This is a genomic window from Archaeoglobus veneficus SNP6 (assembly GCF_000194625.1).
Classification (GTDB): domain Archaea; phylum Halobacteriota; class Archaeoglobi; order Archaeoglobales; family Archaeoglobaceae; genus Archaeoglobus_C; species Archaeoglobus_C veneficus.
This window is the reverse complement of the sequence record NC_015320.1, coordinates 308,569-332,587: the sequence shown is the minus strand read 5'-3', so window position 1 is coordinate 332,587 and position 24,019 is coordinate 308,569. Positions and strand designations below refer to the sequence as shown.

At 48.8% G+C, this 24,019-nt stretch carries 30 protein-coding genes; 12 read left to right on the top strand and 18 right to left on the bottom strand.

The window, feature by feature from the left end:
- Positions 1-21: 21 nt before the first annotated feature.
- The 3 genes from ARCVE_RS01900 to ARCVE_RS01890 are packed head-to-tail and all read right to left on the bottom strand — an operon-like array spanning position 22 to position 1,844.
- Entirely contained in the window at positions 22-372 is a 351-nt protein-coding gene (locus ARCVE_RS01900; RefSeq protein WP_013683090.1) for an RNA polymerase Rpb4 family protein, read from the bottom strand.
- Positions 373-375: 3 nt separating this feature from the next.
- Complete coding sequence (locus ARCVE_RS01895) at positions 376-666, bottom strand: 50S ribosomal protein L21e (RefSeq protein WP_013683089.1); 291 nt, start codon at positions 664-666, stop codon at positions 376-378.
- Positions 667-725: 59 nt separating this feature from the next.
- A complete protein-coding gene (locus ARCVE_RS01890; RefSeq protein ID WP_013683088.1) occupies positions 726-1,844 on the bottom strand; it encodes a tRNA pseudouridine(54/55) synthase Pus10 in 1,119 nt (372 codons plus the stop codon).
- Between the two features lie 224 nt (positions 1,845-2,068).
- Between ARCVE_RS01890 and ARCVE_RS01885 the strand changes: the two genes are divergently transcribed.
- Positions 2,069-3,088 carry a two-component system sensor histidine kinase NtrB gene (locus ARCVE_RS01885; RefSeq protein ID WP_013683087.1) on the top strand — a complete coding sequence of 340 codons (1,020 nt, stop codon included), beginning with the start codon at positions 2,069-2,071 and terminating at the stop codon, positions 3,086-3,088.
- Here ARCVE_RS01885 and trmY read toward each other — a convergent pair.
- The 4 genes from trmY to ARCVE_RS01865 form a co-directional block, all read right to left on the bottom strand.
- Complete coding sequence (gene trmY, locus ARCVE_RS01880) at positions 3,072-3,662, bottom strand: tRNA (pseudouridine(54)-N(1))-methyltransferase TrmY (protein WP_013683086.1); 591 nt, start codon at positions 3,660-3,662, stop codon at positions 3,072-3,074. The two genes, ARCVE_RS01885 and trmY, sit on opposite strands and share 17 nt — an antisense overlap.
- Positions 3,662-4,318 (bottom strand): hypothetical protein, encoded by a 657-nt coding sequence (locus ARCVE_RS01875; RefSeq protein WP_013683085.1) that lies wholly within the window; start codon positions 4,316-4,318, stop codon positions 3,662-3,664. Before ARCVE_RS01875 ends, trmY begins: the two co-directional genes overlap by 1 nt.
- Before the next feature lie 107 nt (positions 4,319-4,425).
- The gene (locus ARCVE_RS01870; RefSeq protein WP_013683084.1) at positions 4,426-4,641 is read right to left on the bottom strand and encodes a hypothetical protein; all 216 of its coding nucleotides are present in this window, start codon (positions 4,639-4,641) and stop codon (positions 4,426-4,428) included.
- 10 nt (positions 4,642-4,651) lie between these two features.
- Complete coding sequence (locus ARCVE_RS01865) at positions 4,652-5,032, bottom strand: CBS domain-containing protein (protein ID WP_013683083.1); 381 nt, start codon at positions 5,030-5,032, stop codon at positions 4,652-4,654.
- Between the two features lie 80 nt (positions 5,033-5,112).
- On the opposite strand from ARCVE_RS01865, the gene ARCVE_RS01860 reads away from it, so the two are divergent.
- The 5 genes from ARCVE_RS01860 (at position 5,113) to ARCVE_RS01840 (ending at position 10,095) form a co-directional block, all read left to right on the top strand.
- On the top strand, positions 5,113-5,979 hold the full coding sequence (locus ARCVE_RS01860) for a hypothetical protein (protein WP_013683082.1): 867 nt from the start codon (positions 5,113-5,115) through the stop codon (positions 5,977-5,979).
- A gap of 92 nt (positions 5,980-6,071) precedes the next feature.
- Entirely contained in the window at positions 6,072-6,455 is a 384-nt protein-coding gene (locus tag ARCVE_RS01855; RefSeq protein WP_013683081.1) for a molybdopterin dinucleotide binding domain-containing protein, read from the top strand.
- The gene (locus tag ARCVE_RS01850; RefSeq protein WP_013683080.1) at positions 6,452-7,705 is read left to right on the top strand and encodes a formylmethanofuran dehydrogenase subunit B; all 1,254 of its coding nucleotides are present in this window, start codon (positions 6,452-6,454) and stop codon (positions 7,703-7,705) included. Before ARCVE_RS01855 ends, ARCVE_RS01850 begins: the two co-directional genes overlap by 4 nt.
- Before the next feature lies 1 nt (position 7,706).
- Positions 7,707-9,383, top strand: coding sequence for a formylmethanofuran dehydrogenase subunit A (locus tag ARCVE_RS01845; protein WP_013683079.1), 1,677 nt, complete (start codon positions 7,707-7,709; stop codon positions 9,381-9,383).
- 10 nt (positions 9,384-9,393) lie between these two features.
- A complete protein-coding gene (locus ARCVE_RS01840; protein ID WP_232215832.1) occupies positions 9,394-10,095 on the top strand; it encodes a formylmethanofuran dehydrogenase subunit C in 702 nt (233 codons plus the stop codon).
- 73 nt (positions 10,096-10,168) lie between these two features.
- Here ARCVE_RS01840 and ARCVE_RS01835 read toward each other — a convergent pair whose 3' ends face one another.
- The 5 genes from ARCVE_RS01835 to ARCVE_RS01815 form a co-directional block, all read right to left on the bottom strand.
- Positions 10,169-10,942, bottom strand: a complete 774-nt coding sequence (locus ARCVE_RS01835) for an Mrp/NBP35 family ATP-binding protein (protein WP_013683077.1) — start codon at positions 10,940-10,942, stop codon at positions 10,169-10,171.
- 9 nt (positions 10,943-10,951) lie between these two features.
- Positions 10,952-11,968 (bottom strand): bis-aminopropyl spermidine synthase family protein, encoded by a 1,017-nt coding sequence (locus tag ARCVE_RS01830; protein WP_013683076.1) that lies wholly within the window; start codon positions 11,966-11,968, stop codon positions 10,952-10,954.
- A 4-nt stretch (positions 11,969-11,972) separates the two neighbouring features.
- Complete coding sequence (gene speD, locus ARCVE_RS01825; RefSeq protein WP_013683075.1) at positions 11,973-12,311, bottom strand: adenosylmethionine decarboxylase; 339 nt, start codon at positions 12,309-12,311, stop codon at positions 11,973-11,975.
- A 347-nt stretch (positions 12,312-12,658) separates the two neighbouring features.
- A complete protein-coding gene (locus tag ARCVE_RS01820; RefSeq protein WP_013683074.1) occupies positions 12,659-13,237 on the bottom strand; it encodes a cysteine-rich small domain-containing protein in 579 nt (192 codons plus the stop codon).
- Position 13,238: 1 nt separating this feature from the next.
- Positions 13,239-14,105 (bottom strand): damage-control phosphatase, encoded by an 867-nt coding sequence (locus ARCVE_RS01815; protein WP_013683073.1) that lies wholly within the window; start codon positions 14,103-14,105, stop codon positions 13,239-13,241.
- A gap of 98 nt (positions 14,106-14,203) precedes the next feature.
- On the opposite strand from ARCVE_RS01815, the gene ARCVE_RS01810 reads away from it, so the two are divergent.
- Positions 14,204-15,142 carry a hypothetical protein gene (locus ARCVE_RS01810; RefSeq protein ID WP_013683072.1) on the top strand — a complete coding sequence of 313 codons (939 nt, stop codon included), beginning with the start codon at positions 14,204-14,206 and terminating at the stop codon, positions 15,140-15,142.
- Between the two features lie 48 nt (positions 15,143-15,190).
- The gene (locus ARCVE_RS01805; protein ID WP_013683071.1) at positions 15,191-16,366 is read left to right on the top strand and encodes an Nre family DNA repair protein; all 1,176 of its coding nucleotides are present in this window, start codon (positions 15,191-15,193) and stop codon (positions 16,364-16,366) included.
- Positions 16,367-16,369: 3 nt separating this feature from the next.
- On the opposite strand, the gene ARCVE_RS01800 is transcribed toward ARCVE_RS01805, so the two are convergent.
- The 5 genes from ARCVE_RS01800 to ARCVE_RS01780 form a co-directional block, all read right to left on the bottom strand.
- A complete protein-coding gene (locus ARCVE_RS01800) occupies positions 16,370-17,155 on the bottom strand; it encodes a DNA-directed RNA polymerase subunit D (RefSeq protein ID WP_013683070.1) in 786 nt (261 codons plus the stop codon).
- 11 nt (positions 17,156-17,166) lie between these two features.
- A complete protein-coding gene (locus ARCVE_RS01795) occupies positions 17,167-17,571 on the bottom strand; it encodes a 30S ribosomal protein S11 (protein WP_013683069.1) in 405 nt (134 codons plus the stop codon).
- A gap of 19 nt (positions 17,572-17,590) precedes the next feature.
- The gene (locus ARCVE_RS01790; protein ID WP_013683068.1) at positions 17,591-18,130 is read right to left on the bottom strand and encodes a 30S ribosomal protein S4; all 540 of its coding nucleotides are present in this window, start codon (positions 18,128-18,130) and stop codon (positions 17,591-17,593) included.
- A 15-nt stretch (positions 18,131-18,145) separates the two neighbouring features.
- Entirely contained in the window at positions 18,146-18,589 is a 444-nt protein-coding gene (locus ARCVE_RS01785) for a 30S ribosomal protein S13 (RefSeq protein WP_013683067.1), read from the bottom strand.
- Between the two features lie 210 nt (positions 18,590-18,799).
- Positions 18,800-19,249: a hypothetical protein gene (locus ARCVE_RS01780; protein WP_156785987.1), complete on the bottom strand. Its 450-nt coding sequence runs from the start codon at positions 19,247-19,249 to the stop codon at positions 18,800-18,802.
- 123 nt (positions 19,250-19,372) lie between these two features.
- Here ARCVE_RS01780 and ARCVE_RS01775 point away from each other — a divergent pair, with 123 nt between their 5' ends.
- A complete protein-coding gene (locus ARCVE_RS01775) occupies positions 19,373-21,682 on the top strand; it encodes a tRNA(Met) cytidine acetyltransferase TmcA (RefSeq protein ID WP_048085473.1) in 2,310 nt (769 codons plus the stop codon).
- A complete protein-coding gene (locus ARCVE_RS01770) occupies positions 21,663-21,971 on the top strand; it encodes an ASCH domain-containing protein (RefSeq protein ID WP_013683064.1) in 309 nt (102 codons plus the stop codon). The genes ARCVE_RS01775 and ARCVE_RS01770 overlap by 20 nt, the downstream gene beginning before the upstream one ends.
- A 5-nt stretch (positions 21,972-21,976) precedes the next feature.
- On the opposite strand, the gene ARCVE_RS01765 is transcribed toward ARCVE_RS01770, so the two are convergent.
- Positions 21,977-22,216 carry a hypothetical protein gene (locus ARCVE_RS01765; protein ID WP_156785986.1) on the bottom strand — a complete coding sequence of 80 codons (240 nt, stop codon included), beginning with the start codon at positions 22,214-22,216 and terminating at the stop codon, positions 21,977-21,979.
- Positions 22,217-22,289: 73 nt separating this feature from the next.
- On the opposite strand from ARCVE_RS01765, the gene gatC reads away from it, so the two are divergent.
- Positions 22,290-22,571 carry an Asp-tRNA(Asn)/Glu-tRNA(Gln) amidotransferase subunit GatC gene (gene gatC, locus ARCVE_RS01760; RefSeq protein WP_013683062.1) on the top strand — a complete coding sequence of 94 codons (282 nt, stop codon included), beginning with the start codon at positions 22,290-22,292 and terminating at the stop codon, positions 22,569-22,571.
- Positions 22,568-23,959 (top strand): Asp-tRNA(Asn)/Glu-tRNA(Gln) amidotransferase subunit GatA, encoded by a 1,392-nt coding sequence (gene gatA, locus ARCVE_RS01755; protein WP_013683061.1) that lies wholly within the window; start codon positions 22,568-22,570, stop codon positions 23,957-23,959. The genes gatC and gatA overlap by 4 nt, the downstream gene beginning before the upstream one ends.
- Positions 23,960-24,019 lie beyond the last annotated feature (60 nt).

The window sequence follows — 24,019 nt, the reverse complement described above, 5'->3', positions numbered from 1 at the left end:
TATATTAATCTTTTCAAAACTCTACCGGTATTTAGCAATTATGTCGAGTATCTCCTGAATCTGCTCCGGGGTTAGTGTAAAGCGCTCCTTTGCAAAGATGGTTCTAACCTCGTCTGGCACCTTCGGCATTATGTCAGCAAGCTTTACCGCTATGTCCTTCCTGCCAACATGGGGAAGAGCCATGAGCTCTTCAACAAGCTTTTTCGCATCCTCGGCAGGAAGCTTAGAAAAAGTCCTCAAATGCTTTAAAGCTCTTCTCGTCTCAAAAAGGAGTTCGGCCTGCTGCTTCCTCTCTTCGGCTATCTTTTCCATTATCTCCTTTGCCTCTGCTATGGTTATGTACTCAAACTCCTTAACTTCTTTAAAAGCCATGATTCACACCTGTGGCTTGAGGTGCTCCGGCCTGACAATGAGCGTCTTATACTTTCCACCGTCCCTCACTTCGACGAGGTAGGCTCTACCTCTCTGGCCTATAACTCTGCCCGTCCTCCCCTGGAAGCGGGGGTGGGGCATACCCTTGTGAACAGCCGGCTCGATATCGATGTGGACGTACTGTCCAATCTCAAATGTCTGGAGGGCCTTCCTTATCCTGACTCCCTTCTCCCTTACACCTTTTCTGAGCTTCCTTCCCGACTTGAACCTGAAACCGTGAGATTTCCACCCCATTCTCGCAACCTCCTGTGACGTTAACCTCAAACACTCAGCCCGATATCATCCGGGCAGCGTCAGATGCCACCCTCTACCCTGATGACGTCGAGCTTAACGACCTTCGCATAGTTATTTAAAACTTCCGACAGGCTTGGCCTCGTTCTTCCCTCATCTCCGCTAACGAGCTCTTTTATGTACAGCCCGCTTTCAGCTTCAATCTCTATGACGGCCTTATTTCCTCTGTGGAGCAGGAGTTTTATCCCGTATGTTCTTCTCTTCCTTAAGAGATTTGCCCTCCTGTGCTCCACCCTCTTGGGAGTGTACTGCTCTATAACCCTGTTGCTCAGAACCTTAAGGGCATCTTCAAGCTCTTCCCTGCTCACTTCTCGGTCAAACTCAACGATAGCTCTGTAAACTTTCCTGAACTTCGCGTTCTTGATGAAGGCTACATCTCTCGCCTTCGCAAACTTCATGCAGCAAACCGCAACCTTCCCTCTTGCCTCCCTGTTTATAATCTCTTCAAGCTTTTCAAGGTCTATGTGCCTTTTTTTTGGATTCTGAATTTCGACTATGAATGGCCTTCCGTTTCCAAGCATCCTCGCATCGACATCTTCTCTTCCCGCCCCATGAAGAACCGCGTAGCTTCCCTCAGCCATCCTCCTGCACGGCTCCGCAATGAGCTCCTCAACAGAAGTAGGATACCTCTTCCCCGTAAAACCACACACCTCACATCCTTTTCCGTCACACGCAGAACAGAGCCACCTCGTCTGCGGGATGTTCCGTACTCTCTTTTTATACCTGCCGTAGATGTAAAGGGAAGCTATCCGAGTCTCGTAGTCCATCTTCTCTATGTTGTAGATTATCGTAACGTCTGGCTCCCTATCTGGGCTTTTTCCAGTAAGCGCTGCAAAAGCTTTGGTAAGCTCCCTGTTGAAGTGATACTTCAGGCTTTTTTCCGTGGTAAGGCCGTACTTTTCAAATATGTACTCTTCGAGTGCTTTAACGCTTCCTTCAAGCCTGCTTCCAATCTGAAACGTGTCAAACTCGTACTCCTCAAGACTCTCCGCTATCTGCCTTGCTATCTCCTCCGTCCTCCAGAGCAGGCCCAAGCAAAGCATGCACTCGCTGCCTTCAACTTCTTTAACGTCTGCACTGATTCCAAGTCTGTCGATGCACTTCTTGCACAGTTCAAGCATCAGAGGAGGTAAGAAAGAGGCTATAAAAAATTAAGGGCTCCCTACTCCTTTTTTGGTCATGACCTTCAAATGCAGACGGCATGAAATATTAACTCACCAGCCGTTTTAACGGAAATGCCAATATTAATCGTTATCGTTACTTCTGAACTACTGTTCACTTTAAATTTTAAACATTAAAAACTGAACAGAAAGATTTTTGTAACCTTCGAGGAAATTTGATAATAATGGTAGTGGTGATGGCGGAGGAGGCTGCAGAGGAGGATGCATTCTGTATTGTAGATTCGTTCCTCGATGCAATAGTCGAGGTTGACAGCGAGGGAAGAGTGACCTTCTGGAACAGGGCAGCAGAGAGGATGTTCGGATATACACAGGACGAGGCTGCAGGAAGACCAATATGGGAACTCATAGTCCCCGAGAAGTATGTCGAGGCTAACAAGAGAGGATTTAAACACTTCAGAAGGACGGGAGATGGGCCGGTAATCGGAAAAACTGTCAGACTCGAAGCAAAACGAAAGGATGGCAGTGTTTTCCCAATAGAGCTTTCAGTTTCCAGGAGATACGTGAACGGTGAATGGAGGGCAGTTGCAGTTGTCAGAGACGTGTCGGATAAAGTCGAGGCGGAGAGAAAGATAAACGAGCTAAACAAGCACCTCAGAATTCTTAACAGCCTTCTGAGGCACGATATAAAGAACGCTCTGACCACAGCCAAGCTGTGCCTCGACCTTCTGCGCGACTACGCTCCCGATGAACTTGCTGAAAGACTGGAAAAGCAGCTTGAAAAAGCCTTTGACATAATAGAGGACGTAAAGCATGTGGAGCTTATGCTGAACTCAGGAGAACTGCATCCTGTAAACATTGGCGAAGTTGTCAGAGAACAGGCAGCTATTTTCGGAATTGAGTGCAAAGTACCAGACGTCTACGTCGAAGCCGATTCTGCACTGAAGTCAGTGGTATTTAACCTTATACACAACGCATTCATCCATAATGACAACGTAAACGTTGAAATCTCACTCAGGAGGAATGGAAAGTGGGTCGAACTCAGGATAGCGGACGACGGAAAGGGTATTCCCGATGAGCTCAAGCAGATTGTGTTCGAGGAGGGCTTCAAGGGCGAGACGGGCAGGACGGGGCTTGGCCTCTACCTCGTTAAGGAGACTGTGAAGAGGTACGGCGGAGAAGTGTGGGTGGAGGATAACAAGCCGAAAGGTAGCGTCTTCGTTATCAGGCTCAGGACGTGCCAGTAATCCTGTCGAGTTCGTAGTGAACTATCACTATGCACTGGTCAGCCTGAAGGCTGAGAGGTGACACACTCACGATTTTCCAGGCCTTTTCCACGACAATCTTTTCATCATCCTCTCCGAGCCCGATGTGGTCACCCAGCACGAATAAAACATCATAGATCTGAGGTGCTACTTCCCTTATGTCCTCTCCATCCTCCCTCAGGTAAACAATTCGGTAAGGTATTTCGTCAAGGAGTTCCTCAAGCCCCTTCTTGGCAACGTAAACCCCGGGGCTGCTTTTATGCCATTGCTTTCCTGCCTCAACGCTGAGAGCCTTTCTTATTATCCCGGCTATGTTTCTTTCATCGGGAGCCATGTAGCGAACTTCACTTCCCTTTATCAGTATTGCCTTTGGTGGCTCTGGCGGGCCGAGAAGGAGCAGATACACTTCCACATCCTTTCTAATCCCGTGGGATATAAAGAGGGCTTGCGCAACGCACCTGCAGAGCAGATCCATCCTGCCAGCTCCTCCGGCAAGGTCATTCAGGTTGAAAGGCTTTGTAACAGCCTTGTTGCCAACTATAAGGAACGCTCTCATCAGTCGAGGAAAGGCTTCGCCGTAATGTAAATCTTCGCAAAAACGTATATGACCACACTCGTCGCAACGAGGACTGAGAGATAGTGTACGTTGCTGTTGAAACATGCCCCCAAAACTCCGATACCCATCAGGTAAACGACGAGATAGGAATTAGACAGTATTTCTTTTCCTCCTTCAAGGAAAAATCCCGTATTTTTCCTATTCACATTAAAAAGAACGTAGAAAATTACGAACGTTAGTGGGAAGCTTGTCACTCCAGCGATTATGAGAGGTGTGGGCTCGTAGTAAGAAAGAGAATCGTGGAAAATGTCGTCCATTTCCCTGCCTATAAGCCAGACGACTGCCCCATAGACTACAGCATCCCTGAACCTCGGAGCAGAGAAGTCCACTCTGCTCCCCGTCCTCAAGAAGAGATAGAACGTTGCAAGCACCACTGCAAGTGCTATCACAGCGTGTACGAGATCCTCATGCATGTTAAGAACATGACCGATGGCGTGGAAGAGAAAACTGGCCGTTACAATGGTGTAGAAAACAGCAAGTGTCTTCAGATCGTTCTCTCTGTAACCGAAGTCCCTCGGAAGGTGTAGGGAGTAACCGATGAGGCCAGAAAACACAGCAGCAAAGCCAAAAAGAACGCACGGCAGATGTGGCTGCATTAAAATAGCTCAGGTTTTCAAAATTTCATAAAGTTTTCGTAATTTTCGCAAGTTCTATTCTATAAAAACTCTATAAAACTGCAATGTAAAACAGCAAAAAAGAGAGATTACTCTGTGACTCTTCTTCTCTTCTTTGGCATGTCGTTCTCGCAAACTGGCACAACCTCAACGTAATCTCTGTAAAGGCCCCTTCTCCAGACGCCCATGTAGCGCAGGTGGTCGAAGCACACTGGCTTCTTGCATATCGTGCACTTTCTCCATGCCCTGCCTTCATCGTCCTTCTTCAGCTCCTTTCCGCAAACAACACACTTTAGTTCCTCCATGGCCACCACCTCAGCCCTCAAAAGACGATTCTGCAATCACCCTCGCAAGGTCAGCGGATGTGAAGATTCCCTTGACCTCCTCGTCTTCCATGACAACGAGTCTCTTTATCTTCATGTCCGCCATTATTCTCGCCGCTTCTCTAACATCGTAGTCAGGAGTGATGACAATGAGAGGTGTTGAGGCGTATTTTCCAACCTCCTCGTCGAGACTCCCTTCAAGCAAAACCTTGGAAAGCAAATCCCTCTCGGTAAAGATTCCAAAAGCCTTACCATCTCTCGTGACAATAACGCTGCCTATTTTCTTTTCACCCATTATCTTGCAGACATCTTTCACAGGCGTTTTGTAATCCACAGAAACTACATCTCTCACCATCACATCCCCTATCCTCATAATTTTAATTTTGTCAAAAAACAAATAAACAGTTTTCGGTTCATCGATGTGTTGAAATACTTGGCAACAAAATTTCACTCATGAAGATTATTCCTCTCGCCTTCGACTCTTTTGGGGCAAGAAGCATGGCAACCTTTATCGAGGCAGAAACATCCGTTGTTATCGATCCCGGCGTTGCACTCGGCCCAAGCCGCTACGGACTGCCACCACATCCCCTCGAATACCAGCGCGAATCGGAGCTTTGGGATAAGATAAAAAAGTACGTAGCAAAGGCCGATGTTTCGGTAATAACTCACTACCACTACGACCACCACAATCCCAACGAAGTGGAGATTTTCAGAGGGAAAAAGCTGCTGATAAAGCACCCAAAAGAGCGGATAAACTTCAGTCAGAAGAAAAGAGCCGCGTTCTTCCTGAACCAGCTCAAGGGAATAACCGATGACATAGACTATGCGGATGGAAAAAGGTACGAGTTTGACGGAATAGAACTGACGATATCAAAGCCCGTGTTCCATGGCACAAACGACAGGCTTGGCTATGTAATAGAGGTATGCATCGACGATGGAAAGCAGAGGTTTCTCTTTTCTTCAGACGTAGAAGGGCCAGCCATTCAGCACCAGCTCGACTTCATGCTGGAGTGCAACGCCGAAACTGTATTCATCGACGGACCGATGACGTACATGCTCGGCTACCGTTACTCAGCAAAGTCTCTCAGCGAGTCCATCAAAAATTTGACAGCGCTCATAGAAAGAACGAACGTCAAAACCCTCGTCCTCGACCATCATCTGGCGAGAGACCTGAAGTGGAGGGAGAGGCTGAAAGATTTGTTTGAAAAGGCTAATGAAGCGGGTGCAAGGGTTTGTTCCGCCGCAGAATTCGCCGGAATCAGGGAAGAAATGCTCGAGGCCCTCAGGAAGGAACTATATGCACGATACCCTGTCAAGTGATAGCTAAAATTAATACGTATTAGTCATGGAAAATAGCATAACGATTAAATACTCCAAACTGATGCGTTTAAAAAATACGTGCGGTGTCTGGTATGATAGAAGTTATAGTTATCACTGGAAGAACTACTGACCAGGGCATGACTATTGACGAGAAATTAAGTAATGACTACATGAAAGCCGTTTGCTACTGCGAGATGAACGAGAGAGACATGAGTGTAATCGGAGTTAATGAAGGGGATAGAGTCAAGATCAAGACCGAGTTTGGAGAGGTCGTTCTGTACGCAAAGAAGGCAGTAACGAAGGATCTCGAGCTTCCAGAAGGTGTTGTCTTCATTCCAATGGGGCCATACGCAAATCAGGTGGTTGGAAAGAGCAACGGTTCGGGCACTCCGCAGTACAAGGGGATAAAGGGCTACGTGGAGGCGACGCAGGAAGATGTAAAGCCCGTTGAAGAACTGATAAGGGTGGTTAAATGAAGAATGCCATCTGCACTTTCTGCGGGAACGTTTGCGATGATATAGAGTTTGATGGTACTGTCGGAAAGAACCTCTGCCCCATCGGAGAGGCGAAGTTTGCAGCAAAGCGGAGGATGGAAGCACCTACGATAGAGGGGGAAAAAGTAAGCTACGAGGAAGCCATTGAGAGGGCTGCCGAAATCCTCGTTAATGCAAAGAGGCCCCTTCTGTACGGCTGGGCATCTACGGTTAACGAGGCGATAAAGCTCGGTGTTATTCTTGCTGAGAAGCTTGGTGGGATTTACGACCAGTGCTCGAGTGTCTGTCATGCCCCCTCAACCCTCGCAATGATAGAGGAGGGCATCCCCGGAGGGACGCTCGGACAGGCAAAAAACAGGGCAGATGTTATCGTTTTCTGGGGATGCAATCCAGTTGAGGCGCATCCACGCCATCCTTCCCGCTACTCGGTCATGGCAAGGGGATTTTTAACAAAGGGCAGGCAGTACAGACACATAGTGGTAGTTGACGTCCGCAAAACCGCAACAGCATATCTCGCAACAGAATTCTACCAGATCAAACCCGGTTACGATTTCGCCGTCTTCACAGCCCTCCGCTCGATAGTAAACGGGCATGAAGATGCTGTTCCAGATGAAGTTGGAGGTTTAAGTAAGGAGAAGCTCAAAGAGCTCGCAGATGTCCTGATGGATGGAAAATATGGAGTGATATTCTACGGCCTCGGCCTTACGCATTCAAGAGGGCAGGACAGGAATGTAGAGTGCATAGTCAAGCTCGTTCAAACGCTGAACAGGCAGACAAGATACATCCTGCAGCCCATGAGAGGACACTTCAACGTCGTTGGTGCTGGAGCTGTTGCCGCTTGGGAAGCTGGTTACGAGTACGCCATCGACTTTAGTCGCGGATACCCACGCTTCTCTCCGAGCGAGTTTACAGCCGTTGAGGCTCTGCTCAGAAAGGACTGCGATGCAGCGCTGATAGTTGCAAGCGACCCTGCTGCCCACTTCCCCAAAAAGGCCGTTGAGAGGCTTGCAGAGATACCCGTGATACAGATCGATCCACATCCCAACGTTACCACACTTCTCGCAGATATCGTCATCCCGTCAGCCATCGTCGGAATCGAAGCTGAAGGAACAGTCTATAGAATGGATGGTATTCCGCTGAGGGTGAAAAAGCTCAGGGAAACTGAATACTGGAGCGACTACCAGATTCTCAGGCTTATGCTTGATAAGGTTATACAGATGAAAGGTGAGTAGGATGACCCTTCACATCAAAAACGGGATTGTTGTAGACCCGAAGAACGGTATCGCAGGAGAAAAAATGGACATCTTCATTAAAGACGGTAAAATCGTCGAAGAGTCCGAAGTGGGCAAGGAGTGCAAAACCATCGATGTTAGCGGAAAGCTCGTTGTTGCTGGCGGAGTGGATCTTCACGCCCACATCGCCGGGGGGAAGATAAACACCGGCAGAGCGATGCGACCAGAAGAGATGAGGTTTGTCAGGAGGAAAAGCAACGGGCTCAGAGCTGCAGTTGGCAGAACCCTCCTTACATCCCCGGCCATAGGCTACGAGTACGCGAAAATGGGGTACACAACAGCTATCGAGCCCGCGACACCTTCAATATATGTAATACACACTCACGAGGAGCTCGATTCCATACCAATCATCGATAAGGCGACGCTTCCCCTCTTTGGCAACTGGCATCCAGTTTTCAAGTACGCTGCCGATAAAGATGTGGAGAAGATGAAGTCGTTTGTTGCCTGGGTTCTCGAAAGGACGAAGGGCTACGGTGTGAAGCTCGTTAATCCTGGAGGCGTTGAAGCGTGGATGTATGGCGGTAACGTAAGTGGTCTCGACGACACAATTCCGGGCTTCGGCGTTACGCCGAGAGAGGTTATAACGACCCTCATAGCAGCGGTTGAGGAGCTAAAACTGCCGCATTCTGTTCACCTCCACTGCAACAACCTCGGTGTGCCGGGAAATTACGAAACGACAATGGAGACAATAAAACTCGCAAAGAAGTTCAGGAACGATAACAGGCAGGTTCTGCACGTAACGCACGTGCAGTTCAACGCCTACACAGGAAGCTCGTGGAGAGACATGGGAAGTGGAGCAGAGGAAATTGCAAAACTCGTCAACAGCATGAATAACGTAACAATCGACATGGGTCAACCAATTTTCGGCCACGCAACAACCATGACCGCAGACAGCCCCTTCCAGTTCGAGTTGCACAAGCTTGTAAAGGCAAAGTGGTGCAACAAGGACGTTGAGCTTGAAACAGGTGCAGGTATAGTTCCCCTCGTTTACAGGCCGAAAAGTCCAGTTAACGCTGTCCAGTGGGCGACAGGCCTTGAACTTGGTCTGCTCGTGGATGCTGACAAGATTGCAGTTTCAACGGACTATCCAAACGGTGGACCCTTCACAGCCTACCCATACATAGTAACGCTACTAATGAGCAGGAAGTTCCGCGAAGAGGAGATGAAGAAGGCCCACCAGTACATAGAAAAAGCCACAGCCCTCCCGTCGATAGACAAGGAGAGGAGCATAGAGGAGGTCATACAGATGACTCGCGTGACGCCTGCAAGAGTTCTTGGCATGGAGAACAAGGGTCACCTTGGAGTCGGGGCAGATGGAGACGTTGTTGTTTACGATATCGACCCGCTTAACTACGACTCCAGCGACTATCAGGCGATACTCAAAGCCCTCGAAAATCCGCTCTACACGATAAAGGGTGGAGAGATAGTTGTAAAGAATGGAGATGTTGTCGGCGAGGTCTGGGGCAGAACCTTCTGGGTGGACGCAAGTGAACAGACGACGACAGAGATAATCGAGGCGGATCTCGACGAATACTTCAACTACTACACTGTAAAGCGATGCAACTACGGAGTTGAGGAGGGTTGGCTTCACAATCCAGTGCGCATTACAGCGGGGTGATAGCTTGCTTGTGATAAGGCCAAAGGTGGATTTCGAGGTTAACGTCGAGGCTGAAATCACGCCGGAGCTTGCAACGAAGCCGATCGAAGAGATAAAGCAGTTCAAGGTCTACTACGGCAACCACCTCGTCTCGCTGGACGAGCTCTTTGAAGTGGAAAAGAATGGCAGCGAGGAAGTACTCGTCCTCGAAGGAGACTTCAGCAGAGTAAAGTGGGTAGGAGTAGGTATGCAGAGTGGCGAGATTATTGTAAAGGGCGACATCGGAGCGCACTGCGGAGCTTTCATGAAGGATGGAAGGATAATCATCGAGGGCAATGCAGATGACTGGCTCGGAGCTGAAATGGAGGGTGGAGAGATAGTTGTCAAAGGAAGCGCAGGTAACTGCGTTGCTTGTCCCTACTGGGGAGACCTCGAGGGGATGAAAGGCGGGAAAATTACAATCGAAGGTAATGCCGGTAACTACATCGGCGAGAAGATGTGCGGCGGCGAGATAGAAATTAAGGGCAATGCTGGTGATTTCATTGGAACTGAGATGAAAGACGGCAGAATAATAATCCACGGAAACTGCGGGTACGTTGGAGGAGACATGAAGGGTGGAGAAATCCTCATCGGCGGAAGCTTTGAACTCGTTCCTGCCTTCGTGAAAACAGAAGACGGCTTTGTAGGAGACGTGAACGTTAGTGGGCAGGGGAAGGTTAAAGCTTTGAAGTGAATTTTTATAATTTAACACAATTCTAATTTATTACAAGCCTTCAGAATCTCCCACAAAGTAGTTAAAAATTAAATTATATGTAGAAGTACTCAAAGTAGTCAACCTCGTAGTCCTCTATTCTCCCCCTCTCCGCCAAGTCAAGAAGCTCCATGTCGTAGGGTATCTCAGCAATAAGATCGATGTCGTACTTTCTCGCGAGCTCAACTGCTCTGCTCTTGCCAAAGAGGTAGTATCTCTCGCCGCACTTCGTGCATTCAAAGTAGCTCATGTTTTCAACGATACCAAGAACGTCAGTATCCATCTTCTTGGCCATGTTTATTGCTTTCTCCACTATCTGTGCTGAGAGCTCCTGTGGGATTGTGACCATTATCAGGCCGTCGAGGTCTACGAAGTCCATGACCGTAAGAATTGCATCGCCCGTACCAGGAGGAGTGTCGAAGATGAGATAATCGAGTTCTTCCCAGTCAACGCTGCCAAGGAAGCTCCTCAAAGCGGTGTTTATCGCAAGACCTCTCCATATAACCGGAGACTCCTTACTTGGAAGCATGAACTGAATGGAGAGAATCTTTATCCCGTATTTCTCGCTGTATACCGGCGAAACTCCGCTTTCCCTTATGATAAGCTCCTTAGCTTTGTCCTCAACGCCGAAAAGCTTCGGAATACTCGGCCCGAGAAAGTCGGCATCGAATATTCCAACTTTGTAGCCCTTTCGGGCGTAGTGAACGGCAAGCAGGGCAGCAACTGTCGACTTGCCCACTCCGCCCTTTCCGCTCGTTACAGCAATTTTGTGCTTTACGTTCTTCATTCTCTCGGCGATATCCTTGCCAGTAACTATCTTCTCCTGCATCCTACCACCTCAGTATGGAGTAGCCCAGCTCTCGTCGTCCTTGTAAACCTTTTCATCAATAATCATCTCACCCTCGACGAGTGGCTTCGGCTCCCTAACAGCTTCAATTCTATAAAGGGTTGACCTGTACCAGTTCCAGTCAACCGGAGCGCCGAGCTTGCTTACTATCGGCAGCTTCTCCTGGAACCTGAAGAAGTTCTTATCCTCGGACGGATAAACGCTGAACTTTCTCCTCAAGTCAGTTATAATGAACCCCATGTCGTAAATCATCTTCTGGATTTCGTACCACTTCTTTCGGGAAGCCTCGAGTGTTGTGATACCGAAATATCCGGCGCATCCTGGCCCCTTAAGCGTAGACACACCTCTTGACAGGAAGAGCTTGAGTCCCGGGATGGTTTCAACCGGGTCTGTTACAAACACGTCGTACTTCTTCCGTAGCTCTTCGGGGAAACTTTGCTGGACATCGTAAACCATCGCCTCAACTCTCAGCCCGAACTCGTCCGCCTTCTTGTTTATGAAGTCAACGAGTCTTTCATCTATCTCAACCACTGTGATCTTCTTGGGTATACCTGTAAGCGATGCAGCGATGCTGAAGAGGTCGTCGTCGCCTACGACGAATATGTTTGTCGCAAGATCGCCACGCTCGTAGATGAACTCGGCCCTTCGCATAACGCCGTCCGTGCTGATAAAGCCCTGATCGTACACCTCAATCGCTTCGGGCCTCTCCTTTGCGATCTCCTGATACTGCCTGAGCACATCCTTGAAAAAGCCATCAATTACGTAGCCCGTGCCTCCGCAGCAACTGCAAACGATGTCAGCATCCCTGGCAATTTCCTCTCTGAGCTTTCTGCCTTCGCTGGTCAGTGAAACCCTGCCATCCCTAACTGATATCAGCCCCTCTTTTTCCATGTCCTGCAGCAGCTTGAAGAACTCTGGAAGGCTCGAATCCTGTGAATCTATCAGCCTGTAAACTGAAATCTCCCCGTCGAGAGCCTGTATGATCTGCCTGCGAATTCGCTCCATCATTTTTCTAACCCCTGTCGAGAACGTAGTGTCTGTACGACCTCGGCTTAAACTTCTCCAAGAACAACTCAAAGGCCTTCTCTGCCTTCTTCGCATCCCCGCACGTGAAGACATCTAGGTTCACAAGCTCATACTCTGGCCACGTATGTATGCTTACATGAGATTCCGCTATCAAAACAACACCCGTAACACCGTAGGGTTCAAACTGTTTATAAACGCTTCCTACTTTCGTCAGTCCGGCTTTCTCTACTACTTCCTCTACTATCTCCCTCACTGTTTTCTCATATGAAATTAGCTCCCTTGGAACTCCATACAACTCCGCAATTATGTGCTTCCCGACTATCATGGTCATCACCCATCTTTTTTCACCTCTTTTTTGAAGGATTAAGCTTTTTTTCAGATTTTATTAATTTTCTGGGGAATAGGCGGGTTTTTATCCCCGCTGCTTGGTTTATAACGAATTTACATCCGAAGTTGCGCATCACTGCTAAGGTATATTGATTTTTAAAGTTTTCGCATACATCGGACGAAGGATGAAAGGCCATATACAAAACGAAAAGCGCCAGCAGGTTTTGCTCGATTTCTGATTAAGCAAAATCAACGATTTCTGGTTTATTCTCGCCAAAACATTCCATTTTGAGTTAGTTCACGAAATTATAAGTATTTTCTGGTGGAATAATAATGTTTTTCGCTTTAAATTTTGCAAATCACATATCGCCCATTGTAAAATCCGTGAAATCTGCCGTTATCTCTCATCGGGATAAGCACACCTTCGCCTTCCAGCGTGTTACAGCGATGTACACTCTCTATTTCAAAATCTTTCAGAACTACTCTCAGAAACTCTGTTTTTTCCACTTCCTCACATTCCTTGTCCTTGAAGACCGCAGGCATAAGGTTATAGGCGTTACCCTCCCAGACACCAAGCTCTGTGCCATAGTATAGCTCCTGCAGTATGCGGTTGAAGAAGTACCAGTCCTCCTCTATGAGCTGCTGCCTTGAATAACCGCTTAAAACCGCAAGAACATCTTCCACGTTCTCAGTTTTGTGAATCCAGTTGCAGTTCTGGCAGCTCCAGACGTAGCCGCTTGAGGTAATCTTTAACTCGCCGCCAAGGTCGTAGAGTAGACAGGGGTAAAAGGGACAGTAACAGAGGGAGCAGTCCTGGCCGCTGAAGTGGCAGGGGTAGTACTTGCACTCGTAGTTCGGCCCGTACTTGCCTTCAAGAGCCCCAAAAAGCTCTACGAGAGTTCTTTCCCTCAGTTCTCCCAGCATGCTACCACCTCACCATCGCAACCATGTCTTCAACCTCGACACCAATATCCCTCGCAACCGGCTCACACTTTGCAGTCAGCATGAATGCTATCGGCTTAAAACGGCTCTCTGAAAGGCACTCGTAGTTGGCCATCCCCTTAGCGATGATCACATCAGCGCTCTCGAGTCTTTCGAGAGTCTCAGCGGGCAATTCCTCTTCAATTATGCCTATAGCCCCTTCTCCGTTCGTAAGTACCTCGTCGGCGATTCTGTCAACCCCCGCAAGCTTCGCATCGCTCAGTGTTGCGTCACTCAGGATTGGCTTACCTCTCACAACTACTGTCAGCCTCTCGCATAACTGCCTGATCTCCTTCATGAGAATTGTGTCCACAACTATCTCCCCCGCGTTGTCCGTCAGGTAAACGACCTTTCCAGAGCACAGCTCCATGATGTCTGCCGTGTCGTCTATTGCCAAGCCTTTGGAGTACTGCTTCATGAAGTAGTCCATAAAGTCATCCTCAGCAACCTCATGACCCATAACTCCATAGTCGAAGGTGTTGCCGATGATTGCCGCTATGGCAGCAGACCTGAACCTGTCGTCCTGTTTCTCGACGAAATCCCTTATCGCCGGAAGAAAACGGAGAGCTACCTCGTTCGCCTTATCCTTGAGCTTTTTATAGGGATCTTCAACGCCGAGAATCTCGTAAACCTTCCTGTGCATTTCGGTGGCAATTACGGCGTTTATGTCCCTGTCAGGATAGCGTTTCGCAAGTATTTTCAGTGATTCTTCTACGGCTCTGTGGATTTTATCCTCGTCACTTGTGGCCATGCTGGACTCAAGATAAACTCTGTTGAGCAGACACGCCGGACATCGCGGGGATATTTTCATTGAGCCCAGTCGGTGGGAGAGATTATTAAACTTTGTTGATAATGTCAAAGCTGAAATCCCACATTCAAGCTTTTAAACCCCGGATGCAACGTTGCCCGATGTTCGAAGTCACGAGTGATGCTGTCGTCGCTGCAGCACTTGACACAGGCAAACTTCTCAGGATAATTCTTCCAGCCATTTTCTTTGGTTTGCTCATTTCCAGCTTCATATATTCAATTCCCCAATTCAGGCGGCTCGTTGATGCTATCTCCAGAATAATGCTGGCTGCAAGACTGAAAAGCGGTGTTGCCATAGCGGCGTTTCTGATACATCCCGTCACGGCATTCTCAATGCTTTCAAGGATGCGAGAGAAGGGGTTGATAGATGACAGAGAGGTAATCATCGCATCCCTCGTTGGTATGTTTCCCCGTTCAGTCAGACTTGTCATAATCTTCCTCGCTCCGGTAGTAATTCCGGCGCTCGGGGTTTGGGGAGTGCTATACATTGCTTTAATACTTCTCACTCGCATTGCCATAGCCCTTGCTGGCATAGCGCTTGCGAAGCGGACTCTGGATGGTGCAGAAGCGGTTGACTTTCAGACCGTTCCGAAGGACTGCTTGAAGGACGTACTGAAGAGATTCGCGAGAATTTCAACGATGCTCACCGTAACCATCTTTCTCACCATGGTTGCCTTCAACGCGGGACTCCTCGACTTCATGAACGCCTTCGTACCATTTTTCTCATGTTTCGGTCTGCCCGCCTCGTCTCTTCTCATAATCGCCACAGGTATTCCGAGTATGATTGCTGCCATCGCAACTGCAGGCTCCATGGTGGCAAAGGGAGCACTAAGCGGGCCGGATGCTGTTATGGCCCTGCTCTTTGCGTCAATACTTCACACCTTCGTAGAGATTCTGAGAAACACATTCCCCATCGTAGCGTCACTCTTCGGGAAGTCTCTTGGCGTGAGAATCGCTTTAATCACTCTTTTCGGGCGAATAGTCGCCAACATACTCGCAATAACCATTCTTGTTCTGCTCAGGGCCGTTACCGGCATGTGAATACATGCAGACAGCAACGGTTTTCTACGGGATGAATAAATTCCTGCAGTGTCTCTGTGTGCAAGATGCAAGGGTAGGCTGCTGTGCGGAAGGGCGAAGTGTCCCCTGCTCGTTAAGTTCAGGTATGTTGGCAGGCTGAGTGAGGGCGAATTAGAGGGTGCTACGCCTCCATCCGTGTTCGTCGGCAGGTTCGGCTATCCAAAGGTCTATGCCGGCCCCCTGATTTCCACCACGCAGAATCCCGAATATCTCGATTCTCCCTGGCTCTGGAGCGGAAGCGTTGAGGACATCATAAGGCTCAGAATGTCCCTAACGAGGGGGATAAAGCCCCTCGACGTTGACGCTGCAGCAAACCCAGACAGGTATACCATAGAACTGCAGGAGGCCGTTGCATCAACGAGGCACGTTGATGTGGAGGCAGAAATCACGAAAATCGTGAAAAGGCCGGTATTCGACGACGTAGCCCAGCCAATCGGCATTGCGGCAAAGATAGGACGCTTCCGCCTTGCGGAAAATCCAAAGATACCTCAGAAGGTGGAAAAGCTGTACTACGACGACGCAAAGGCTGTTGATGCGGTGAAATCTCTTTTCGACTCCGGCTTCAGCACGTACTATATCCAGAAGGTCTTTTCCGTTGGAATGCTGGGAGAGAAAAGCAACAGAAAGCTCGTGCCGACGAGGTGGAGCATTACCGCTGTTCACGACATCCTTGGCGAGGAGATAAAGAAGGAGATTGCAGATTTTGATTCCATCGGCGAATGCATGCTCTTCAGCTACGAACACTTCGGAAATCACTTTGAAGTCATTTTATCTCCCGGAAACTACTCGTTCCAGCTCGTGGAGATATGGCTGAGGAAGAGCTTCTGGAGCCCGGACTCAACGTGGATTGGCTACGATTCTGAAGGTATAGGCAGGAAAAGCGAGTACTCGGAACTTTCTGGCGGTTACTATGCAGCCCGCCTGCCAGCCCTCGAATATCTTAGGAGGGCGAGAAGGCAGGCGAGGATTACAGTTATACGGGAAATAACACCCGACTACTACGCCCCTCTGGGAGTATGGGTCGTAGAGGAGGGAGTAAGGAGAGCGCTGAGGCAAAGGCCAGAGGTGTTCGACACCTTTGGTAAAGCTCTTGAAAAAGCAAGTTCAAGAATAAAAACAGATAAAAACTTATGGATTTCAAAGCTGAAAGTTTTTCAGAGCTCGCTCTCTTCTTTCTTCTCTTAGCTTTCAGCCGAGAGCGAGGATGCTGTTCATTTCCTCCGCCTTCTTCTTGAGAATTTCGAGGGCCTTTCGCATGACGGTTCTGACAGGCAGAGAACCGACACCTTCAACTGTGAACAGGAAGTCGTTGGTGTCCTCCACCTTTATCGCTTCCTCGGTACAGACATTCACGCATTCCATGCACATAGAGCAGGACAGGATGTTCTTAACCTCTATTTTTCCGTCCTTTGCCTCGAGAACGTTTCTGGAGCATGCATTAACACAATCCCCGCATCCGTTGCACTCGCCGGATATCTCAATGCGTGGAATTACCTTGTAGGCACATATCGAAACGGGCTGGTACTTCGAGTGCTCCTTGCCCGTTCCGAGCCTTGCCACCGCTTCAATCATGAGCTGCTGGCCCTTGTATAGCTCCACCACAGGAATGTTGTCGTAGACGGGGACAGTTTCAGGATCGTCAGAAACAAAATCCCCAGAGTAAACGAGTTTTGGCCCCTCCACATTCAACCTGAGAGATACCTGACAGTTCGGGCAGCCCTCTCCGCCGCAGGAACACTCGTCTGGCATGTTAAACTTTTCAAGGTTCGTCTTCAGGGGAATCAGACCTATCCTGTGAGCAAGTATTTCGTCGTAGAGATAGGACGTGTTGAGGTAGACATCCACGTAATCAACTGCCATTGTAGGCACGAGGCTCTTCATCGCCCGCCTGAAAGAATTGGCAAAGGCTATGGGAGCATCACGGAGGATAAACACAGCTCTAAATTCACTATCTTCCACAAACTCGAGCCTCATGGCCACACCGTTTAGACCCTTCTACCCCTCTTCCCGCCTGGCGGGCGTGTGCCGTCGTGCGGAATTGGCGTAACGTCCTCAATCCTTCCAATTTTCAGGCCAGCTCTTGCGAGAGCCCTGATGGCAGCCTGAGCACCCGGGCCAGGAGTTGTGTGCTTGTTTCCACCCGGAGCCCTCACCTTTATGTGAACTCCTTCAATTCCCTTCTCCTTTGCCATCTCGGCAACCCTCAGAGCTGCCTGCATGGCGGTATAGGGGTTGCCCTCGTCCCTGTCTGCTTTAACGATCATTCCACCGCTTATCCTCGCAATGGTCTCGCTGCCGGTAATATCGGTTATCGTGATTATCGTGTTATTATATGACGAAAATATATGGGCTATGCCCCATCTACCCTTGCCCTTCTTCTTTTCAGCCATTCAGTACACCTCCTTAACCTTAAGCCTCAGCTTCAGCCTTGGCCACAAGCTCACGCTTGGCGAAGGGTGAATTGCGGTAGTAGGTTATTCTGCTCTCCTCGTCCTTTTCCACTATGTAGCCCGGAGCGGTTACGCGCCTTCCGTCAACAGCTATATGGCCATGCACTATGAGCTGTCTCGCCTGCTTTATTGTGTTTGCAAGTCCCTGTCTGTAAACCATGGTCTGTAGCCTTCTTTCGAGGAAATCCTCGACGCTCAGGTTGAGGATGTCGTCGAGTGTTGCACCTTCACTGAGCACACCCATCCTGATGAGCTTCTTTATGACCATCTGAGCCTTGGCCTTAGCGTACTCACCCTCCCTGCCCGGCATGTCTACCTTGGCGAGGAGGTCTCTCGCTACTCTCCTGTACTTCCTCAAAATGTTCTGGAACCTCCAGAGCTCCCTCTTGTTCCTCAATCCATACTTAATTACTATTTGAGCCTCTTTCTCAAGCCTTACTTTGTCCCACGGGCGTGTGGGAGTTACGTACTTTTTCCTGTGCTTCTTCGGGTCGCCCATATCATCACCTTGATGTTACTTCTTCCTTCTTATGACACCGACAGTTCTACCACTTCTGCCGGTAGAGCGAGTTCTCTGACCTCTGACCTTCTTGCCCCTCGCGTGCCTGATTCCGCGGTAGCACTTCATTCTTATCATCGTTTCGATGTCAACCATCTTCGCAAAGTCAACATCCTTGCTCAGAAGGTGTAGATCTTTGCCTGTGTGCGGGTCTTTTCTCCTGTTAAGAAGCCAGGATGGCAGAGATTCGATGTCCTCCTCAACAAACTTCCTGAGTTTCTCTATTGTCTCGTCGTCCATCTCTCCGAGCTTCTGCCTGCCGTCGATGCCGAGAGCGCTTACTATTGATTTTGCCATCCTCAATCCTATACCCTTTATTCCGGTGAGAGCGAACATGACACTCTTGCTTCCGTCGAGGTCGGTGTCGGCAATCCTGACTATGTGCTTGAATTCACCCATAGCTTGGCAGAGAGATAGACGATATTTAAAAGTTGTGTCATCCCGGCAGCATGCGATGGGCAGTAAAACACGGTTGGCTCTCCCCGTTCCACTGTCCGCACATTTTGCGGCTTGCACGAATTTTTAAAGGTAGTCGTCAGCAACCAGTCACTTGACGAGGGGGGTTTGTAAACGTCCTTAACGAGGTGCAGGTTCCTTACATTCTCAACTTCAGCCTCTTCTATCAGCCCGAGGTATATCGTCGGTTCTTCGGTTCTGTACAGCACCCTCACTCCATAGCTCCTCAGTAGTTGAATCTCCTTCTCGCCCAGAGGTTCGTAGGTTTTGATATAGTAGCCTGCGGTGTTCGCGATTTTTCCTCATGTCTTCGAAGATAAGGGATGCTATGGATGGATATTCTCTCTGAAGCAGGATCGCTCTTCTGTTCTCCACTACAAAATAGGAGAGATGAGTTGCTGAAGACAGCGCAATGAGCAGTCCAAGCGCGAGCAGAATTTTTCCGTACCTCCTTTTTCTCTTAACGTATCCTACCAAAACGCATGCAATTCCAAACAGGAGAACGTAGATGATGGCGGGCAGCACATAACTCAGGACGGCTAAAGCAGGGTTGAAGGGTCTGAAACGGGCTGAGGGGGTAGGAATAGGAATTTCAGAGGACACATACATACTATGCTCAGGGAATTTTTCTACCTTTTTATTTGGTTAGTTAATATATTACCGATTTACAATATTTTTAAAATAGGAGCAAACGTTTTTATTTTCATCTGGCCCGTGTTCTGTTGGATGACCGTAAAAGCTCTGCTTGCTGAAGTGCAAAATGCGGCCAGCATTGCGATTCAGAACAGGCACCGTTTTATGGTAATGCTCTGCTGCTCCGGGTTAGAGGGGCGCATCTTCAAACTCGCCAGAAAAGTCTTCCGAAGCTATAAGGAGGTTGCCGGCGACAGGAAGCTGCTCGTTGTTGGAAGAAATAAGTTTATCGAGATGGCGAAGGAGTATTTTGATGGCAAGTTCGTCCACTACCGCGAGTCGCCCTCCATACTCGGCGAAACACATTCGGCTTTACTCCTTGATTTGACCGAAGGCTTTCATCCCAACGATCTCGGTATAATAGTCGAGACAATTGCCGAAGGCGGCATAATCATCGCCATTGGCCCACATCCCGAAAGGTGGAATAATCTTGTTGGTAAGTGGCACGAAGAGCTCATCAGCGAGCCCTACACCGTAGACGATATCACTCCAAGATTTTACCGCCGTTTCATAAGGAGAACTCTCGAAGCAGAGGGGATCATAGTCTTCAATGCAGACAAGAGGAAGTTCATAAAGCGTTACGAGTACAGCGGTGAGGAGCAGAGCAGAGAGGAAATTCAAATCCCCTCTGGAGAGAAGGAGATAAAACGCAAGCTCTACAAGCTGTGTGCGACACAGGACCAGGTTAGAGTCCTCCAGCTCTTCGAGACGTTCTTCGACAGGGAGAAGGAGAGAAAAGCCGTTGTGATCACAGCAGACAGAGGAAGAGGTAAGACTGCAGTTCTTGGCATCGTAACCCCATATCTGATCTCGAGGATGCACCGCGTACTGAAGAGGCCGGTAAGGATAATGGTCGTGGCTCCAACTCCTCAGGCTGTTCAGACCTACTTTAGATTCTTGAAAAAGGCCCTCGTAAGACAGGGTATGAAGAACTACAAGGTCAAGGAGAGCAACGGGCTGATTACGGTAATCAACAGCAAGTTCGCAAGAGTGGAGTACGTCGTGCCCAGAAGGGCGATGATTGAGAAGGACTATGCGGACATAATAATAGTCGACGAGGCTGCTGGCATCGACGTACCCGTTCTCTGGCAGATCACTGAGGGAGCGAGGTACATAGTCTTCTCCACCACCATCCACGGCTACGAAGGGGCTGGAAGGGGATTCAGCATAAGGTTCCTCAAGAGGCTTGAGATGGATGAAGATGTTGAGATTGAAAAGATTCACCTCGAAGAGCCCATACGCTACGGAAAAGGCGACCCAATCGAGGCGTGGCTCTACGACGTCCTTCTGCTTGACGCCCAGCCAGCAGAACTTGACGAAGACGATTTAGAGGCGATAAAGCGTGGCAGGCTCACGTTCGAGGCGATAGACAAGGACGAGATGTTCAACGACGAGAAACTGTTAAGAGAGTTCTTTGGGATATACGTACTCGCACACTACAGGAACAGGCCATCAGACGTTGTAATACTTGCAGACATGCCGAACCACTTTCCATTCCGCGTTGCCGTTAACGGCAAAACCGTCTGTTCGATTCACATAGCAATTGAAGGAGGGATAGGCGAGGAACTGATGAAGAAGATGGCAGACGGATACAAACCGAGGGGGCAGATCATCCCCGACCTCGTGCTGAAGCACTACTGGGACTACGATTTCCCGGAGCTAATGGGTGTGAGAATTGTCAGGATTGCAACGCATCCGTCGGTTATGAAGATGGGTATAGGCAGCTTTGGATTGCAGAGGCTCATCGACTGGGCTTCGGGGAACGAGCTCGACTGGATTGGCTCGGGCTTTGGTGTCTCGCCCGAACTGCTGCGGTTCTGGCTGAAAAACGACTTCTCCCCTATCCACATAACCCCCCAGAGGAACGAGGTGTCGGGAGAACACACTGTTATTGTGCTTAAGGCCCTCAAGATGCACATTCAGAGCGTCGTAGAGAAGCTGAACTCCGAATTCGTAAAGAGGCTTCTGGAGTGGCTGAACGATGAGCTTGCAGACCTTGAAGTCGAAACGGCCATACACCTGCTTCACAGCCTGCAGAAGGACGCAAAAGTGCCCAGACCAGACATTGGCGAGGTGGACAGGAGAAGGCTTAAAAAGTACTTCCACGGCATAAGTCTCTACGAGTACGTTTCGGACGTTGCAAGACCTCTCGTAAGGTACTGCTATTCAAGAACCGACAGGCCGGAGTTAAACGAAGAGGAAGAGCGGGTTTTAATTGCCAAGTGCCTCCAGCTCAAGCCCTGGTGGGAGATTGAATCGGGAGGGGAAGTCAGGCCATTCAAGCTCCTTTTAAAGGCCCTTCAAAAAGTCTGGAGATGGTACGATGACGGCGATAAACTTTGATAAAGAGTATGTGCCCCTGATACTTGAAGGAAAGAAGAGAACCACAGTGAGGAAGGGCATCAAGAGTTACCCTGTTGGAAAAGTAGTTTATCTTACTGCAAACAATGAGCCCTTTGCAAGGGCGAGGGTCGTCAAGGCCGTAATCAAGAGGGTTAGAGAGCTTACGGACGAAGATGCGATAAAGGATGGGTTTGACAGCGTCGAAGAGCTGATAAAAGCCCTAAAGAGAATATACGGGAGCTTGAGGGATGATGAGTTCGTAACGGTCGTGCACTTTGAACTTGTTTGACTTCTCTACTTCAGCTCGATTTTTATCTTCCCTTGCCTCTCCATTTCACCAAGCATTTCGAGAAATTCAGTCACGGTCATGTTGAGTTTTGCTGCAGCTTCGCTTATGGTCATCGATTTCTCAACGATGTCTTTGAGCTTTCTATTTGGCCTGTTTTGCTTTGGACTGTCTTTGAGCTCGAAGTGCCCGCAGATCTCTGCCATACCACCGCAGCTCGCGAAGTACTTGCAGAATATGCACGACATCTGTGTTTTCATTGGTCGCGGCGAAGATAAACCTTACGCCAAGCTTTTTATTCAATCACTCAAAGTTCAAACCATGATTACTGAAGAGGACGTTTACAAGATTGCAGGTCTTGCAAAAATAGAGATTAAACCCGAAGAGGTTGAAAATTTCAGAAAAGAATTTCAGAGCATTCTCGAGTACTTCAATATCCTCGATGAGGTTACCGAAGACGTTGAACCGACTTTTCACGTGCTCCCCATAAGTAACGTATTCAGAGATGACGTTCCAAAGCCGTGTCTCTCGAGAGAGGAGGCATTGAAGAACGCAAAGCACATTGAAGACGGTTACTTCAAGGGCCCGAGGGTGGTCGAATGAGCGGAAAAGGCCAGATAAGCATAGCGGAGTGGAAGCAGAGACTCGAAAGCGAGAAGGCCTACGATCTTGTTGCTGAGATGCTCGAGAGAATTGAAAAAAGCAAATTCAACGCCTACATAACTGTAAACGGCGACGCGTTAAAGCTTGCAGAGGAGTACGATAAGGGCAAGCTTGAAGGGAAGCTTGCAGGCATCCCCATCGCAGTTAAGGATAACATCTCAACGAAGGGTATGCGAACTACGTGTGCCTCAAAAATCCTCGAAGATTACGTTCCCGTTTTTGATGCACACGTCGTTGAGAGAATTAAGCAGGAAGGAGCAATAATCATAGGCAAAACAAACCTGGACGAGTTTGCAATGGGGACAACGACAGAGACATCCTACTTTGGAGTCGTAAGGAACCCCCATGACGAGAACAGAGTTGCAGGAGGGAGCAGCGGAGGGAGCGGTGCGGCGATCGCTGCAGGTGAGACAGTTTTATCCCTGGGAAGTGATACCGGTGGAAGCATTCGCTGCCCTGCGAGCTTCTGCGGTGTCGTCGGCTTAAAACCCACATATGGTCTCGTTTCGAGGTACGGCCTGATACCGTACGCGAATTCGCTGGATCAGATAGGGCCCATGGCTTCATGCGTTGAAGACCTTGCTTTACTTCTCGAAGTTATATCCGGTAAGGATGAAAGAGATTCGACAAATGCAGGAAAGCCGTTCGTATTTACACCAAAATTCAGGAAGTTCAGAATTGGCGTAATCAGCGAGATGGGTGGCAACGACGATGTCATGAAATGCTTCGAGGAGGCTGTTGAGGTAATAAAAGGCATGGGCTGCGAGGTTGGCGAAGTTTCCATGCCTTCTTTCAAGTACGCCCTCGCTGCATACTACATAATCGCAATGGGTGAGGCTTCATCAAACCTCGCGAGGTATGACGGCGTTCGCTATGGTTACGCTCTGCCCCAACTCGACTCCTGGACGAGGTACTTCTCAAAGGTCAGAGCAGAGGGATTTGGAAGCGAAGTCAAGAGGAGAATAATGCTCGGTAGCTATGCTCTCTCAGCGGGCTATTACGGGAAGTACTACCTCAAAGCTCTGAAAGTCAGAACCCTTGTAAAGAACGACTTCCAGAGAGCATTCAAGGATTATGACCTCCTTATCTCACCAACAATGCCATCACTGCCATTCAGGATTGGTGAACTCGCAGATCCGCTGACCATGTACAAGATGGATGTCAATACGGTCCCAATTAACCTCGCAGGTCTGCCAGCCTTATCAATGCCCATAGGATTCGTTAAAGGTCTGCCTGTAGGAATGCAGGTAATCGGCAACTACTTCGAGGAGAATGCCATACTCTCCTTCGCGCTTGAACTTGAAAAGATGATGAAGGAAGTTACTTAGCCTTTCCATTTTATTTAAAACAACACTATAAAAGCCTAATACAAAATTTGCCACCCTTAT

Coding starts and splice junctions, on each gene's coding strand:
- ARCVE_RS01820 (WP_013683074.1), bottom strand. CDS start 13,237: ATGCTGGGAGAACTGAGGGAAAGAACTCTCGTAGAGCTTTTTGGGGCT.
- ARCVE_RS01835 (WP_013683077.1), bottom strand. CDS start 10,942: ATGCAGGAGAAGATAGTTACTGGCAAGGATATCGCCGAGAGAATGAAG.
- ARCVE_RS01860 (WP_013683082.1), top strand. CDS start 5,113: ATGAAGATTATTCCTCTCGCCTTCGACTCTTTTGGGGCAAGAAGCATG.
- ARCVE_RS01885 (WP_013683087.1), top strand. CDS start 2,069: ATGGTAGTGGTGATGGCGGAGGAGGCTGCAGAGGAGGATGCATTCTGT.
- ARCVE_RS01765 (WP_156785986.1), bottom strand. CDS start 22,216: ATGTCGTGCATATTCTGCAAGTACTTCGCGAGCTGCGGTGGTATGGCA.
- gatA (WP_013683061.1), top strand. CDS start 22,568: ATGAGCGGAAAAGGCCAGATAAGCATAGCGGAGTGGAAGCAGAGACTC.
- ARCVE_RS01815 (WP_013683073.1), bottom strand. CDS start 14,105: ATGAAAATATCCCCGCGATGTCCGGCGTGTCTGCTCAACAGAGTTTAT.
- ARCVE_RS01775 (WP_048085473.1), top strand. CDS start 19,373: ATGACCGTAAAAGCTCTGCTTGCTGAAGTGCAAAATGCGGCCAGCATT.
- ARCVE_RS01875 (WP_013683085.1), bottom strand. CDS start 4,318: ATGCAGCCACATCTGCCGTGCGTTCTTTTTGGCTTTGCTGCTGTGTTT.
- gatC (WP_013683062.1), top strand. CDS start 22,290: ATGATTACTGAAGAGGACGTTTACAAGATTGCAGGTCTTGCAAAAATA.
- ARCVE_RS01850 (WP_013683080.1), top strand. CDS start 6,452: ATGAAGAATGCCATCTGCACTTTCTGCGGGAACGTTTGCGATGATATA.
- ARCVE_RS01895 (WP_013683089.1), bottom strand. CDS start 666: ATGGGGTGGAAATCTCACGGTTTCAGGTTCAAGTCGGGAAGGAAGCTC.
- ARCVE_RS01900 (WP_013683090.1), bottom strand. CDS start 372: ATGGCTTTTAAAGAAGTTAAGGAGTTTGAGTACATAACCATAGCAGAG.
- ARCVE_RS01795 (WP_013683069.1), bottom strand. CDS start 17,571: ATGGCTGAAAAGAAGAAGGGCAAGGGTAGATGGGGCATAGCCCATATA.
- ARCVE_RS01810 (WP_013683072.1), top strand. CDS start 14,204: ATGTTCGAAGTCACGAGTGATGCTGTCGTCGCTGCAGCACTTGACACA.
- ARCVE_RS01870 (WP_013683084.1), bottom strand. CDS start 4,641: ATGGAGGAACTAAAGTGTGTTGTTTGCGGAAAGGAGCTGAAGAAGGAC.
- ARCVE_RS01865 (WP_013683083.1), bottom strand. CDS start 5,032: ATGAGGATAGGGGATGTGATGGTGAGAGATGTAGTTTCTGTGGATTAC.
- trmY (WP_013683086.1), bottom strand. CDS start 3,662: ATGAGAGCGTTCCTTATAGTTGGCAACAAGGCTGTTACAAAGCCTTTC.
- speD (WP_013683075.1), bottom strand. CDS start 12,311: ATGATAGTCGGGAAGCACATAATTGCGGAGTTGTATGGAGTTCCAAGG.
- ARCVE_RS01785 (WP_013683067.1), bottom strand. CDS start 18,589: ATGGGTGAATTCAAGCACATAGTCAGGATTGCCGACACCGACCTCGAC.
- ARCVE_RS01800 (WP_013683070.1), bottom strand. CDS start 17,155: ATGAGGCTCGAGTTTGTGGAAGATAGTGAATTTAGAGCTGTGTTTATC.
- ARCVE_RS01855 (WP_013683081.1), top strand. CDS start 6,072: ATGATAGAAGTTATAGTTATCACTGGAAGAACTACTGACCAGGGCATG.
- ARCVE_RS01890 (WP_013683088.1), bottom strand. CDS start 1,844: ATGCTTGAACTGTGCAAGAAGTGCATCGACAGACTTGGAATCAGTGCA.
- ARCVE_RS01845 (WP_013683079.1), top strand. CDS start 7,707: ATGACCCTTCACATCAAAAACGGGATTGTTGTAGACCCGAAGAACGGT.
- ARCVE_RS01770 (WP_013683064.1), top strand. CDS start 21,663: ATGACGGCGATAAACTTTGATAAAGAGTATGTGCCCCTGATACTTGAA.
- ARCVE_RS01790 (WP_013683068.1), bottom strand. CDS start 18,130: ATGGGCGACCCGAAGAAGCACAGGAAAAAGTACGTAACTCCCACACGC.
- ARCVE_RS01830 (WP_013683076.1), bottom strand. CDS start 11,968: ATGATGGAGCGAATTCGCAGGCAGATCATACAGGCTCTCGACGGGGAG.